Origin of the sequence: Enterococcus sp. DIV2402 (genome assembly GCF_017426705.2) — a bacterium.
In the GTDB taxonomy this organism is placed as follows: domain Bacteria; phylum Bacillota; class Bacilli; order Lactobacillales; family Enterococcaceae; genus Enterococcus_F; species Enterococcus_F lowellii.
On sequence record NZ_CP147251.1, the window covers coordinates 1,907,450 to 1,921,050 of the forward strand.

The 13,601-nt window shown below is 36.7% G+C and carries 14 protein-coding genes; 12 read left to right on the forward strand and 2 right to left on the reverse strand.

Translation table 11 applies throughout. The features are described 5' to 3' along the window. Positions 1 to 41 precede the first annotated feature (41 nt). Positions 42 to 1,004 carry an ABC transporter substrate-binding protein gene (locus DOK78_RS09220; RefSeq protein WP_207942572.1) on the reverse strand — a complete coding sequence of 321 codons (963 nt, stop codon included), beginning with the start codon at positions 1,002 to 1,004 and terminating at the stop codon, positions 42 to 44. Positions 1,005 to 1,206: 202 nt separating this feature from the next. Between DOK78_RS09220 and DOK78_RS09225 the strand changes: the two genes are divergently transcribed. The 6 genes from DOK78_RS09225 (at position 1,207) to hemH (ending at position 7,153) form a co-directional block, all read left to right on the forward strand. Further along, complete coding sequence (locus DOK78_RS09225; protein ID WP_207942607.1) at positions 1,207 to 2,010, forward strand: ABC transporter ATP-binding protein; 804 nt, start codon at positions 1,207 to 1,209, stop codon at positions 2,008 to 2,010. Further along, positions 2,003 to 3,007 carry a FecCD family ABC transporter permease gene (locus DOK78_RS09230; protein ID WP_207942571.1) on the forward strand — a complete coding sequence of 335 codons (1,005 nt, stop codon included), beginning with the start codon at positions 2,003 to 2,005 and terminating at the stop codon, positions 3,005 to 3,007. Before DOK78_RS09225 ends, DOK78_RS09230 begins: the two co-directional genes overlap by 8 nt. Continuing rightward, positions 3,004 to 3,993, forward strand: a complete 990-nt coding sequence (locus tag DOK78_RS09235) for a FecCD family ABC transporter permease (RefSeq protein WP_207942570.1) — start codon at positions 3,004 to 3,006, stop codon at positions 3,991 to 3,993. Before DOK78_RS09230 ends, DOK78_RS09235 begins: the two co-directional genes overlap by 4 nt. A 153-nt stretch (positions 3,994 to 4,146) precedes the next feature. Next, the gene (hemQ, locus tag DOK78_RS09240) at positions 4,147 to 4,899 is read left to right on the forward strand and encodes a hydrogen peroxide-dependent heme synthase (RefSeq protein ID WP_207942569.1); all 753 of its coding nucleotides are present in this window, start codon (positions 4,147 to 4,149) and stop codon (positions 4,897 to 4,899) included. 13 nt (positions 4,900 to 4,912) lie between these two features. Then, positions 4,913 to 6,250: an MFS transporter gene (locus DOK78_RS09245; protein ID WP_207942568.1), complete on the forward strand. Its 1,338-nt coding sequence runs from the start codon at positions 4,913 to 4,915 to the stop codon at positions 6,248 to 6,250. 6 nt (positions 6,251 to 6,256) lie between these two features. Further along, a complete protein-coding gene (gene hemH, locus DOK78_RS09250; protein ID WP_207942567.1) occupies positions 6,257 to 7,153 on the forward strand; it encodes a ferrochelatase in 897 nt (298 codons plus the stop codon). 70 nt (positions 7,154 to 7,223) lie between these two features. On the opposite strand, the gene lexA is transcribed toward hemH, so the two are convergent. Further along, positions 7,224 to 7,841: a transcriptional repressor LexA gene (gene lexA, locus DOK78_RS09255; protein ID WP_207942566.1), complete on the reverse strand. Its 618-nt coding sequence runs from the start codon at positions 7,839 to 7,841 to the stop codon at positions 7,224 to 7,226. 173 nt (positions 7,842 to 8,014) lie between these two features. Here lexA and DOK78_RS09260 point away from each other — a divergent pair, with 173 nt between their 5' ends. The 6 genes from DOK78_RS09260 to DOK78_RS09285 all read left to right on the forward strand — a co-directional run bounded on the left by DOK78_RS09260 (position 8,015) and on the right by DOK78_RS09285 (position 13,576). Further along, complete coding sequence (locus DOK78_RS09260) at positions 8,015 to 8,257, forward strand: DUF896 family protein (protein ID WP_207942565.1); 243 nt, start codon at positions 8,015 to 8,017, stop codon at positions 8,255 to 8,257. 101 nt (positions 8,258 to 8,358) lie between these two features. Next, complete coding sequence (gene tkt / locus DOK78_RS09265) at positions 8,359 to 10,353, forward strand: transketolase (RefSeq protein WP_339076094.1); 1,995 nt, start codon at positions 8,359 to 8,361, stop codon at positions 10,351 to 10,353. Between the two features lie 243 nt (positions 10,354 to 10,596). Beyond that, on the forward strand, positions 10,597 to 11,484 hold the full coding sequence (locus DOK78_RS09270) for a glucosaminidase domain-containing protein (RefSeq protein ID WP_207940622.1): 888 nt from the start codon (positions 10,597 to 10,599) through the stop codon (positions 11,482 to 11,484). A 217-nt stretch (positions 11,485 to 11,701) separates the two neighbouring features. After that, complete coding sequence (gene cysK, locus DOK78_RS09275) at positions 11,702 to 12,634, forward strand: cysteine synthase A (RefSeq protein WP_207940621.1); 933 nt, start codon at positions 11,702 to 11,704, stop codon at positions 12,632 to 12,634. 124 nt (positions 12,635 to 12,758) lie between these two features. Continuing rightward, on the forward strand, positions 12,759 to 13,190 hold the full coding sequence (locus DOK78_RS09280; RefSeq protein ID WP_207940620.1) for a transcriptional repressor: 432 nt from the start codon (positions 12,759 to 12,761) through the stop codon (positions 13,188 to 13,190). A gap of 2 nt (positions 13,191 to 13,192) precedes the next feature. Beyond that, positions 13,193 to 13,576 (forward strand): RidA family protein, encoded by a 384-nt coding sequence (locus DOK78_RS09285; RefSeq protein WP_207940619.1) that lies wholly within the window; start codon positions 13,193 to 13,195, stop codon positions 13,574 to 13,576. Positions 13,577 to 13,601: the final 25 nt, after the last annotated feature.

Here is a 13,601-nt window from a genome sequence, read left to right on the forward strand (position 1 = left end):
AAATGCCTCGTCCTAAAAGTTTTAGGGTGAGGCATCTTTTTTTAGTTTGTTTCAATTAAAGAAGCTTTGACATCTTCAATAATTTTAGTGTTAGCAATTGGGCCATTATACAACCAGCTAGAGTCACCATCGAATTCATGAACATGGTCATTTTTAACAGCTTTTAAGTTTTTCCAAATATCTTCTTGGAATAAAGGGGCTGACGTATCACTATTAATTAAGAAAATTGAATCAGCATCAAGTTCTGCTAGTTTTTCTAAAGAAACAGGATTCCAGTCAGCAGTGGCTTCTTTAGAAACTTCTTCAACAAGAGTCGGTTTATCTAAACCTAAATCTCCATATAATACTGCACCGCTTGAACGTCCCTCTGTTACCATAAAGATTGAATTATTGACTACCCATAAAACGGCAACGGATTGATCTTTTACTTGGTTGTCTAGTTCTTTTTTCGTATTCTCTGCTAAGGTTTCATATTCATCTACTACTTCGTTAGCTAAGTCCTCTTTATTCAAAACAGTAGCAATATCAGCTAATTGGTCGCGCCAATTGACATCTTCGCCGTTTTTAACAACATAAGTAGGAGCAATTTTTGCGTACTCTGCATATTTACCACCTTCAACAGTTGAAGAAGAGCTAATTAATAATAAATCAGGTTCAAAGCCAAGAACTTCTTCGTAAGGTAAAGAAAAATCAATCGTTGGGATGTCTTTTAATTCATCTTGTAAATAGGTTTGAATACTCGAATCATTGACTGTCCATTGGGCAACAGGAATTGTATCTAAGGCAACTAGATAATCTTCTAGATAGCTAGCGATGATTCGTTCTGGTTTAGCAGGAATCGTCACTTCATTTCCTAAGGTATCTGTTAAAACACGGTCTTTAGCTACGCTTGAAGTGGTAGTCGATTCGCCAGTGTTTTGATTATTGGTATTTCCACAAGCACCTAACAATAAAAGACTACTTAAAGCTAATGCAGCTCCTACTAATTTCCTTCTTTTTTGCATAATGTTTCCTCCTAAAAAAATATCACGATAATGATAATCATTATCAATTAAAAAATGGAAAAAGTCAATATAGATCTTTTTATATCAAGCAATTTTGTGAAAGAAAGAATTGCAAAACCTAAGAGGCTAACCTATAATAAATCCAATGAGAATGATTCTCATTGAATAGCTAGCTTTGAAGTAGATATAAGGGATGAAGAAAATGGGAATTTTAGTAGCAGAACAACTATCCACTGGTTATGGTGAATATTTAATTAGTGAAAATTTAAATTATACGTTTCGTGAAGGGACAATTACCAATATTATTGGGCCTAATGGCTGTGGTAAATCAACTTTTTTAAAAACTTTGGCACGAGTGTTACCCAATCAAGGAGGCACGGTTTTATTAAATAGTAAAGCACTAAATCAATACAGTAGTAAAGAAATCGCAAAAGAATTAGCGATGTTAGCACAAACTTCCGAAGCCCAAATTGATTTATCGGTATTTGATGTTGTTTCTTATGGGCGTTATCCATATCAAAAAGGATGGGGAAGCTTATCTGGAGAGGATCAGCAGATTATTCAATGGGCTTTGGAAATTACAGGGTTAACGGAATTAGCTAGACAATCCGTCATTACCTTATCTGGTGGACAGCGTCAAAGAGTTTGGATTGCGATGGCTCTTGTTCAAGACACAGATATTGTGATTTTAGATGAACCAACCACTTATTTAGATCCTGCACATCAACTGGAAGTATTAAACGTCTTAAAAGAGATTAACCAAACGAAAGGTAAGACGATTATTATGACGAGTCATGATATTAATTTATCTTCACGTTTTTCAGACAGTATTCTTGCGATGAAAGATGGCAAGATTTTGAAGGAAGGAACACCAGAAGAAGTGATTACGCCCGCTGTTCTGAAAGAAGTCTTTCAAATTGATGCTGAAATTATAATTCATCCAAAAACGCAACGACCATTGATTCTCTCTTACGAAGTATTAAAAATGGGGAACGCTTATGAATAATACAAAAATATACAATATTTGGGTAATAGGTAGTCTAATGTTTTTATTTTTAATTGCTAGTATGATGGTGTCATTGGTGATAGGCGCAGTGAGCATTCCTCTGCAAACATTTATCGATGCGTGGTTAAATTTTGATAAAAGTAATCAACTACATCAGGTATTAATGAATGTTCGTTTGCCGAGAATTTTAGGCGCCGCAATTGTCGGAACAAGCTTAGCCATTAGTGGTGCATTAATGCAAGGAATAACGCAAAATCCATTAGCTGACTCTGGTTTATTAGGAATTAATGCAGGAGCTGGTTTAGGATTGGCTGTGATGTTTGCATTTTTCCCAGATACTAGCTATCGGTTTATTTTAGTTGCTTGTTTCATGGGTGCTGCAATTAGTGTAGGTGTCATCTATTTAATTACTAGCTCAAATAAACAGGTAATGACTTCGTTGCGCTTAACTTTAGCAGGTGCGGGGATTAGCGCGCTGTTTATTGCAGCAAGTCAAGCAATTGCGCTACAGTTTAATTTGAGTCAAGATATTACATTTTGGTCAATTGGCGGAATTAGTGCGATTTCTTGGAGCCAACTACGTTTAATCACGCCATTTTTTCTGTTGGCATTATTATTGGCGATAATTAATAGTCCAGCCATTACTATTTTGCGATTTGGTGATGACACAGCCATTAGTTTAGGGAAGAAACCTCAACGAACACGGATTGTTGCTTCAATTATTGTCTTAGTATTATCGGGGCTATCAGTAGCAGTCGTGGGTTCAATTAGTTTTGTTGGTTTAATCGTACCGCATGTATTACGCTATTTTGTCGGAGAAAACTATCGCTATTTAATTCCATTATCGGGATTAGGGGGAGCTTTATTAGTTGTTTGGGCCGATTTAATTGCCCGCTCAGTCAACCCACCTTTTGAAACGCCGTTTGGAATTATCACAGCGCTAATTGGCATTCCGTTCTTTTTGTATCTCTCAAGAAAGGGTGGACTGCGTTTATGAAAAAAAGATATATTTTTCCTATATTGCTTCTTTTAATTGTTCTATTAGTGTTATTTGCATTGACTCATGGCAAATTAGCTTTAACTTGGAGTGAAATCTGGGAAATTATGCGTGGTGGTGGAACGTCTGCTAAACGTTTATTATTAGTTGATTTTCGTTTGCCACGGATTGTTTTAGCTATTTTAGCTGGAGCTGCATTGGCAGTCGGTGGGGCAGTACTACAGAGTACAACCCAAAATCCATTGGCAGACTCAGGGATTTTAGGCATCAATGCTGGTGCAGGTCTATTTGTTTTGCTTTTTATCAGTTTTGTCCAATCGACGACCGTAACAACCTTTTTGTTGCCATTGATTGCCTTAGTGGGTGCGTTGTTGACAGCTGTTATTATCTTTGCTTTTGCTTATAAAAAAAGAATCGGTATTATGCCAGTAAGATTAATATTAACAGGGGTAGTCGTTGGCACAGGAATCTCTGCCTTAACATTATTGTTAGTTACAAAACTTGATAGCGAGAATTATCGATTTGTAACAATGTGGCAGGCAGGTAGTATTTGGGGCAGCAATTGGTTTTTTGTGTGTGCGTTATTACCATGGCTCTTGATTTTAGTACCATGGTTTTTCTTTAAGCATCGCGAATTAGATATTTTACAATTTGGCGATGCCACTGCAATTTCTTTAGGTGTTAATATTCAAAAAGAAAGGATAAAATTGATTGTTGCAGCAGTTGCTTTAACTGGTGCCGCAGTGTCTGTGACGGGAGGCATTGGATTTTTAGGATTAATTGCTCCTCATATTGCCAAGCGATTAGGCTTTAAAAAGCATTGGCAATTACTACCCATAGCAGCTATAATCGGCAGTTTATTGTTATTATTGAGCGATACCATTGGTCGTTTGTCACCTGGTAGTGGCGAAATTCCTGCTGGAACAGTCGTTGCCATCATTGGTGCGCCTTACTTTTTATTTTTATTATTAAAGGAATCTACATGATAACAAACAGCATGTACCATTGTTGTACATGCTGTTTTTATTATGTGCTGATGGTTTTGAAAATTTCACAAGCAAAAGCTCTGCTTAAATTTATTTAATATGATATAACGAATAACGGTAACACATATAATTAATTTTTTAGGGAGGATACACATGATTACAGAAAAGGTGGAAACCTTAGATGGATGGTATTGCTTGCATCTTGTTTTTCAAATGAATTGGGCAGCATGGCAAAAAGAAACAAATGAAACAAAGCAAGCAGCAATCAACGAATTGTCTGAGTTAGTGAACGAATGGCAAGAAATTGAGGATGCACAAAAAGGCAGTCATTATTTGTGGAATGTGACCGGTCACAAGGGTGATTTTGGTTTTATGCTGTTGCGACCAGAATTAAAAGAACTCAATGCTGCTGAAAACGCATGGCATAGTTTGGCAATCTATCAATACCTACAACCAGTTCACAGCTATGTTTCCGTAATTGAACTTGGCACATATAGTGGAATGCCAAAAACAGAGACAGCTTGGGCAAGAACAAATAAAAATCTTTATCCAGAATTACCGAAAGAAGAGTATATCTGTTTTTATCCGATGAACAAAGTCCGTTCAGGCGATGTCAACTGGTATACGTTATCTTATGACCAAAGACGTGAGCTAATGAAAGAACATGGATTAATTGGTCGTAAATATGCAGGGAAAATTCGTCAATTTATCACAGGATCAATTGGTTTTGATGATCATGAATGGGGCGTAACTTTATTTGCCGAAGATCCATTAGAATTTAAAAAAATTATTTATGAAATGCGCTTTTCAGAAGCCAGCAGTGTATATTCTGATTTTCCATATTTTATGGTCGGAACGTCATTAAATACAACACAACAATTACAAACATATTTAGGGTTGCTTTAGGAGGATTTGTTCAATGGAGTTACGTGCCACAAAATCAGAAAGATGGTTTGCCCCATTATTAGTTATTAGTTTATTTATCACACAATTAGATTCGGGAATTATTAGTACTAATTTATCTTCAATGGCTAGAGGATTAATGTTAACACCTGCTGAAAAAAGTTGGATTGTTTCTATTTATACATTAGGTTTATTATTTGCTACGCCTGTTATGGGAAGTATGATCGACCGTTTTGGTTATCGTATGGTCTTTTTAACAGAATTAGCGTTTTATTTCGTTGGTGTATTAGGGATTGCTTTAAGTCAATCGTTCCCAATGTTACTAGTCTTTCGTGCGCTGCAAGCTTTTGGTAGTAGTTCGCTATTAACGTTGACACTTTCTTTGGTTTTTGCCAAGACAGAAAGGAAAATTGGTGGAAGAGTTGGGAATATCGGGGCATTAGTTGCCTTATCGACAATTGTCGCACCTATTATCAGTGTAGTTAGTTTAGCCAAAACCCATGATTGGCGTAATATTTATTTTGTTATGGCATGTTTAATTGCGATTATTTTCTTACTTGCATTCTTCATTGTGCCAAAAGTAACAAACTCAGAAACAAAATCGTTTGATATCAAAGGAAACAGTTTGTTTGTATTAGCTTTACTAGCATTTAATTTATTATTAACAAGAGGGTTTTCTCGTGGTCATATCGTAGAATTAGTTGTTTATGCAGCAATTTTAATTATCGCTAGCACTTTATTTATGAAGGTAGAAACAGCACGAGAAAATGAAAAATTAGCTGTACTATTTTCACGAAAATTATGGCAAGTACCTGCGTATCGTACAAGTTTACTTGGAGGAATTACAACAGGTTTAGTGATGTCTTTATTTGCTTTCTTACCATCATTTATTGAAATGACATTCCATCTTGATGCAAGAAAAGCAGGATCATTAATGACAGTAATGGCTGTAGGAACTTTTATTGGTTCGAAAATTGCGGGAATTTGGACAGATAGAAAAGGGGCAACACATTCTACAACAGGCACAATGATGCTAGTTTTTATTAGCTTAGTTACGATGTACTTCTCGGTTGTTTCGTTTAAAATGTTCTTGATTGCACTGTTGTTCTTTGGTATTGCGATTGGGGCATTAATGACTGTTCCGTTACAAGTATTAGTGGTAGAAGCTTCGCCTAGAGATCGTAATGCTTCTTTGAGTTTATTATCGGTTTGTAAAAAATTAGGTATGACAATTGGTATTACCATAATCGGTGTCTTGGCACATGCGACTGGTTCGCTTGGTTTTTCCCAAATGTTAATTGGTTTAATGGTTGTCACACTAATTTTTATTTTTTATATGAGAAAGAAGGCATAATTTGTCATGCAAAAACAAGCAGTTTTACTAATGAGTTATGGGACACCAAACAATACAGAAGAAATTTGGGATTATTATACCCATATTCGTCATGGGAAAGAACCTTCCCAAGAACTTTATGATGAATTAGCTGGTCGTTATGAAGAAATTGGTGGGGTTTCACCCTTAGCTCGTATCACAGAGGCGCAACGTTTAGCTGTTGAGGAAAAATTAAATGTGACTAGCGCAGTAGAGTATCATGTGTTTACTGGTTTACGTCATATTCGTCCATTTATTGAAGATGCAGTGGCAGATATTGTAGCGCAAGGATTTCAAACGATTCATGGAATGGTACTAGCACCACATGATTCTAGTTTTATTAAGCAATATCATGATCGTGTTGAAAAAGAATTGGAAGTTTATCCAGAAATTTCCTATACAGCACATCGTCACTTTTGGCAACATGAAGGATTTCAAGTATTTTGGGCTAACCAAATTCAAGCAGCATTGAATTCTGAGAAAAAGCAGAAATTTTTGTTCACGGCACATAGTTTGCCTGAGCGTCTATTGCTAAATGGCGATCCGTATGTTGATGAAATAACCGGTGCCGCTAAAGCAATTGCGCAACGTGTAGCAGGTTCATTGGACTTTGGTCATGCGTGGCAAAGTGCTGGACGTACAGCGGATAAATGGATTGGTCCACGTGTTGAAGATGTGACCGAAGAATTGTTAAAAGAAGGTTATGAAGAGATTATTTATCTACCATTTGGTTTTGTTGCAGATAATTTAGAAACACTCTATGATAATGATATTGAGTGTAAAGAATTAGTAGAAGAATTAGATGGAGAGTACCGTCGCTTAGATATGCCGAATACTCATCCCGATTTTATTAGCGGTTTAGCAGCAGAAATTCTTTCAAATTAAACAAAAATGAAGAGCACTCAAAATTTAGGTTAACATTTTGGGTGCTCTTCGTTATAGATATGAAGAATTTTTAAAAGTGACGATACAAACCGACAACTAGCCCTAAAATTTTAACACTTGGTAAAATAATTGGTTCCATATAATCATTTTCCGGTTGTAATCGAATATAAGTTTTTTCTTTATAAAATCTTTTACAAGTTGCTTCATCTTCATCAGTCATAGCAATAACAATATCGCCATTTCCAGCAATGTCTTGTTTTCTTACAATTACTTGATCACCATCTAGAATGCCAGCATTAATCATGCTTTCGCCGCGAATGGTTAACATAAATAATTGGCCACTATCTTCAACTAGATTAGGAGGGATTGGGAAAAAATCAGAAGCCTCTTCTACTGCTAAAATGGGTTCACCAGCAGTTACTACACCTAACAAAGGGATTTTTTGTTGTTGAGCACCGATTGTTTCTAAGCCCAGTGTGGTTAATTCAATGGCTCGAGGTTTTGTAGGGTCTCTTTGGATTAAGCCTTTTTTTTCTAAACGTGATAAATGACCATGAACAGTTGATGTAGAGGAAAGTTGCACAGCTTCACCAATTTCTCTCACTGTAGGTGGATACCCTTTTTCACTGACTCGAGTATGAATAAATTTTAAAACTTCAAGTTGTCGGTTTTCTGTACGTTTTGCCAAAACGAACACCTTCTTTCCTTTATTTGAATCATTATAAAATGAAAAATATGACTAGTTTTATTAAACGTAGTGTAACATATGCTCTGAAAAAAATCAAACAAACGTTCGGTTTCTGTTTTGATTGTTTTTTTTGATTGTTTTGTATAAGATGGAAAAGAAAGGAGCTTGATATCATGTTATCCAAAGAAAAATTAGATAGAATTAATGAGTTAGCTAAAAAGAAAAAAACAGAAGGACTTACTGAAAAGGAACAAGCAGAACAGCAAACATTAAGACAAGAGTATATTACAGCTTTTCGTGGTGGGATGAAGCACCATATTGAAGGGATGAAAGTAGTCGATCCAGAAGGCAATGATGTGACGCCGGAAAAACTAAAACAAATTCAAAAAGCGAAAGGTTTACACAATAGAAAGTAAAATAAAAGATACCGATGCAAAAAGTATTGATAATTGCAGAGGTATCTTTTATAATAGATATGTAATATAGGTAAAAAAAACCTAAATAGGAGGCGTTAGTATTGTTTGATAAAATTGATCAACTTGGTGTTGATACGCTACGTACATTAAGTATTGATGCGGTACAAAAAGCAAATTCGGGACATCCAGGACTACCAATGGGGGCTGCTCCAATGGCCTACGCATTATGGACAAAACATTTGAAAGTAAATCCAAAAACTTCTCGTAATTGGGTCGATCGTGATCGTTTTGTGCTTTCGGCAGGACATGGTTCAGCGTTATTATATAGCTTATTGCATTGCGCAGGTTATGATGTAACGACCGATGATTTGAAAAACTTCCGTCAATGGGATAGCCGTACACCAGGGCATCCAGAAGTTGGCCATACAGATGGCGTCGAAGCAACGACTGGACCACTGGGACAAGGGATTGCCATGGCAGTCGGAATGGCAATGGCTGAAGCTCATTTAGCTGCTACCTACAATCGTGAGAAATTTAACGTGATTGATCATTACACCTATGGACTTTGTGGAGATGGTGATTTAATGGAAGGTGTTTCTCAAGAAGCAGCTTCAATGGCAGGTCATATGAAATTAGGAAAATTAATTGTATTATATGATTCAAATGATATTTCCTTAGATGGTCCAACATCAAAAGCATTCACAGAAAATGTCGGACAACGTTTTGAAGCTTACGGTTGGCAACATATCCTTGTAGAAGAAGGAACAGATTTAGAAGCGATTTCTAAAGCGATTGAAGAAGCGCAAGCAGAAACAGACAAACCAACACTGATTGAAGTGAAAACTGTCATCGGGTTTGGCGCACCAAATGCAGGGACCTCTTCTGTACACGGCGCACCGTTAGGAGCAGAAGGCATTCAAGCAGCGAAAAAAGCCTACGGCTGGGAGTATCCTGAATTTGCTGTACCTGAAGAAGTTGCAGCACGTTTTAAAGAAACAATGGTCGACAAAGGTGCTGAGTATGAAGCCGCTTGGAATGAATTATTTGCAGCATACGAAACCGCTTATCCAGAATTAGCCAACCAATTCAACCAAGCTTTTGCCGGAGAATTGCCAGAAAATTGGGAAGCAGAATTACCAACTTATGAAGTGGGATCAAGTCAAGCTAGCCGTGTGTCAAGTAAAGACATGATTCAAGCGTTATCAAAAGCTGTCCCTAGTTTATGGGGTGGTTCAGCCGATCTATCTGCCTCAAACAATACGATGGTCGCTGCTGAAAAAGATTTCGAACCCGGACAATACGAAGGCCGTAATATTTGGTTTGGTGTACGTGAATTCGCAATGGCAGCTGCGATGAACGGGATTCAATTACATGGTGGCACACGTGTTTATGGCGGAACATTCTTCGTTTTCGTTGATTACTTACGTCCAGCGGTACGTTTGTCAGCGATTCAAAATATTCCCGTTACTTACGTGTTAACACACGACTCTGTAGCAGTTGGGGAAGATGGACCAACCCATGAACCAGTAGAACAATTATCTAGCTTACGTAGTATGCCAAATGTGCAAGTGATTCGTCCAGCGGATGGGAATGAAACACGTGCCGCTTGGAAATTAGCCATGACATCAGCGGATAAACCAACTGTTTTAGTATTAAGTCGTCAAAACTTACCAGTCATTGAAGGGACAAAAGAAAATGCCGATGAAAATGTAGCCAAAGGTGGGTATGTCATTTCGGCTCAAAAAGGAGACAAACCAGAAGGTATTTTAATTGCGACTGGTTCAGAAGTCAACTTAGCTGTGGAAGCACAAAAAGTGCTAGCTGAAGAAGGAATTGACGTATCGGTTGTTTCTTTACCAAGTTTTGATTTGTTTGATGCACAATCAGATGAGTACAAAGCTTCTGTTTTAGTTCCAGGCGTGAAAAAACGTGTGGCAATTGAAGCAGGTTCCTCATTTGGTTGGGCAAAATATGTGAAGTGCCATGGAAAAACCATTACGATTGATCATTTTGGTGCATCTGCCCCTGGTGATAAAGTCTTAGCTGAATTTGGCTTCACTGTTGAAAATGTTGTAAATACATTTAAATCAATTTAATAAAAAAGAGGGCAGATTCGCCCTCTTTTTTTGTTTTATGGAGAAATATTATACATTTTATTGAAAGTTTTTTTAAAAACTTTTTGTAATGTGGAAGTTGATAAATCAGACTTTATGTTCGTTTTTTTTAAAAGACTTGAACAAAAAAATTGTTTTCATTGGCATTTTGTCATACAATGGCTTTATCATTAGATTGTATGGTTTTTTTCATATAGTTTTCGAAAAGCTTTTTAGGAGGATGTTATGACTTACAAAACACGTAGTGAGCGCCATCAAAAAATACAAAGGAAATATACTTTAAATCGAAAAGCAGTATTACCTTTATTAGGCACAGGATTAGTGTTAGCTCCGACTACTATGGCAATGGTTCCTCAGCAAGTGGAAGCACAAGAATATGCTACTGAAAATGGGGCGCAAGGGTTAATCAACCAGATTGGTGCAACTGCTCAACAAATTGCAGCAAGCAACGATTTATATGCATCTGTAATGATTGCTCAAGCTTTATTAGAAAGTGGCAATGGAACATCACTGTTATCTTCAGCTCCACATTACAATTTGTTTGGTATTAAAGCGTATGGTTCTGAACCATCTATTTGGTTAGGAACACAAGAATATATTAATGGGCAATGGGTCTCTATGAATGAACCATTTAGAGTATATGGCTCTTATTGGGAATCTCTACAAGATCATGCCGCATTATTAAGAAGTACAAGCTATTCCACAGGCGTTTCTAATTATAGTGGTACATGGAAAAGTCAAACTACTAGTTTTTACGATGCTACAGCATATTTGACTGGTCGTTATGCTACAGACCCAACATATAACCAAAAATTGAATTGGTTAATTGAAACATATAATTTAACTAGCTTTGATACTCCTTCACAAGTAGTAACTACTTATGTAGAACCTGAACAAACTAGTTATGTAACTGAGACAGCTACCGCAGAAACTGGTTATACAGAAACAGCGTATACTGAACCAGCTTATGCAAGTAGTGGCACGCATACTGTGGTTGCAGGAGATACATTATGGGACATTGCAAATGCTTATGGTACTTCTGTAGATCAATTAATGGCTAATAATGGATTGACTGATGGACTAATTGTCGTAGGACAACAATTAGTTGTTTAATTCTTAGGTGAACAATAAAAACAATCATAACAATTTAAGAGGAGCCTTTCGCTCCCCTTAAATTGTTTTTTTGTTTAGCTAATAAGATTAAAAAATGATAGATGCTAGCTATCACTATCGATAAATTGATGATTTGTATTTTTATTGTTCTTAAAAGAATTTGCTATCAAGTCATGAATTCGCTACAATGAGTTATAAATAAAGGAGGAGAGTCGAAATGAGTGAGATTTATCAATCGATTACAGAACTTGTTGGCAATACCCCTATCGTAAAATTAAATAATATTGTACCTGAAGGAGCAGCGGATATTTATGTGAAGCTGGAATCATTTAACCCAGGTAGCAGTGTCAAAGATCGTATTTCTTTAAGTATGATTGAGCAAGCAGAAAAAGATGGTCTTCTAAAAGCTGGCGATACAATTATCGAACCAACGTCTGGTAATACAGGTATTGGTTTAGCAATGATTGGAGCGGCCAAAGGGTATCGTGTGGTGTTAGTGATGCCAGAAACAATGAGTATTGAACGACGTAAACTAATGCAAGCATATGGAGCAGAATTAATTCTTACTCCAGGTACAGAAGGTATTTCTGGATCTATTAACAAAGCGAAAGAATTAGCAGCTGAAAATGGCTATTTCATGCCATTACAATTTGATAATCCAGCAAATCCAGCTATTCACGAAGCAACTACTGGTAAAGAAATTATTCAAGCATTTGGCGAACAAGGATTAGATGCTTTTGTTGCTGGAATTGGGACAGGAGGAACAATTACAGGAGCAGGTCGTGCATTAAAAGATGCGTATCAAGAAATTAAAATTTATGGCGTTGAACCAGCGGAATCAGCAATTTTGAGTGGAAACCAGCCAGGGCCACATAAAATTCAAGGAATCGGGACAGGTTTTGTACCTGCTGTTTTAGATGTGGAAATATTTGATGAGGTTTTGGCAGTTTCAAGTGATGATGCCATGGCAACCGCTCGTGAAGTTGGCGTGAAAGAAGGTATTCTTGTCGGAATTTCATCAGGAGCCGCTATCAATGCGGCATTACGTGTCGCTCAAGCACTAGGAGCAGGCAAAAAAGTTTTAGCGATTGTTCCTGATAATGGCGAACGGTACTTATCAACGGCATTATATCAGTTTGATGAAGCTTAATTGTTAGATAAAAAAAGAAACCTATTCTTGTTGGCGCAAGAATAGGTTTTTTTGATATAAATTGCTAGAAAAAAAGAGAAAGTCATAGTATGATAAAAAAAGATAGAAGAATGGAGGGAATCCTGTGACGACTTTTGATGATGCATTGAACCATTTAAAAGAAGAAAATATTCGCATCACACCACAACGGATCGCCATTTTAGAATTTTTAGCAAATGCCAAAACTCATCCAACTGCTGAAGATATTTATCAAGCAATTGCTGTGAAATTTCCTGGTATGAGTGTTGCAACTGTTTATAATAATTTACGATTATTTACAGAAATCGGCTTTGTTAAAGAAATGAATTATGGTGACGCTTCTAGTCGTTTTGATTTTCATACAGATCCTCATTATCATGCTATTTGCAAACAATGCGGAAAAATTGCAGATTTTCATTATCCAGGACTTGAAGACGTTGAGATGGCTGCTCAACAATTGACTGGTTATACAATTAGTTCACATCGTTTAGAAGTTTATGGATTGTGTCCTGATTGTCAAAAAGGAGGAAATAATTAAATATGCGTATTATTCAAACGAACAAAGCACCTCAAGCAATTGGCCCATATGTTCAAGGTCGTATTGCTAATGGATTTTTATTTGCATCTGGTCAAGTACCATTGAATCCAGAAAATGGTGAGGTTGTGGGTACAACAATTCAAGAACAAACAACTCAAGTACTAAAAAATATTTCAGCAATTTTAGAAGAAGCAGGAATTACTGCCGATCATATTGTGAAAACAACTTGCTTTTTAAAAAACATGGATGACTTCGTGGCATTTAATGAAGTATATAGCACTTTATTTAATGAAGCATTACCTGCTCGTTCAGCAGTTGAAGTAGCACGTCTTCCAAAAGATGTATTAGTAGAGATCGAAATTATTGCTTCTGTGACTGAAGCTTAAGGACATGGAGCTGTTTCTATTTTTT

Excerpts from the sequence above, each read along its gene's own strand:
- DOK78_RS09285 (WP_207940619.1), top strand. The coding sequence starts at position 13,193 with ATGCGTATTATTCAAACGAACAAAGCACCTCAAGCAATTGGCCCATAT.
- DOK78_RS09245 (WP_207942568.1), top strand. The coding sequence starts at position 4,913 with ATGGAGTTACGTGCCACAAAATCAGAAAGATGGTTTGCCCCATTATTA.
- DOK78_RS09220 (WP_207942572.1), bottom strand. The coding sequence starts at position 1,004 with ATGCAAAAAAGAAGGAAATTAGTAGGAGCTGCATTAGCTTTAAGTAGT.
- DOK78_RS09235 (WP_207942570.1), top strand. The coding sequence starts at position 3,004 with ATGAAAAAAAGATATATTTTTCCTATATTGCTTCTTTTAATTGTTCTA.
- DOK78_RS09225 (WP_207942607.1), top strand. The coding sequence starts at position 1,207 with ATGGGAATTTTAGTAGCAGAACAACTATCCACTGGTTATGGTGAATAT.
- cysK (WP_207940621.1), top strand. The coding sequence starts at position 11,702 with ATGAGTGAGATTTATCAATCGATTACAGAACTTGTTGGCAATACCCCT.
- DOK78_RS09230 (WP_207942571.1), top strand. The coding sequence starts at position 2,003 with ATGAATAATACAAAAATATACAATATTTGGGTAATAGGTAGTCTAATG.
- DOK78_RS09270 (WP_207940622.1), top strand. The coding sequence starts at position 10,597 with ATGACTTACAAAACACGTAGTGAGCGCCATCAAAAAATACAAAGGAAA.
- DOK78_RS09260 (WP_207942565.1), top strand. The coding sequence starts at position 8,015 with ATGTTATCCAAAGAAAAATTAGATAGAATTAATGAGTTAGCTAAAAAG.
- hemQ (WP_207942569.1), top strand. The coding sequence starts at position 4,147 with ATGATTACAGAAAAGGTGGAAACCTTAGATGGATGGTATTGCTTGCAT.
- hemH (WP_207942567.1), top strand. The coding sequence starts at position 6,257 with ATGCAAAAACAAGCAGTTTTACTAATGAGTTATGGGACACCAAACAAT.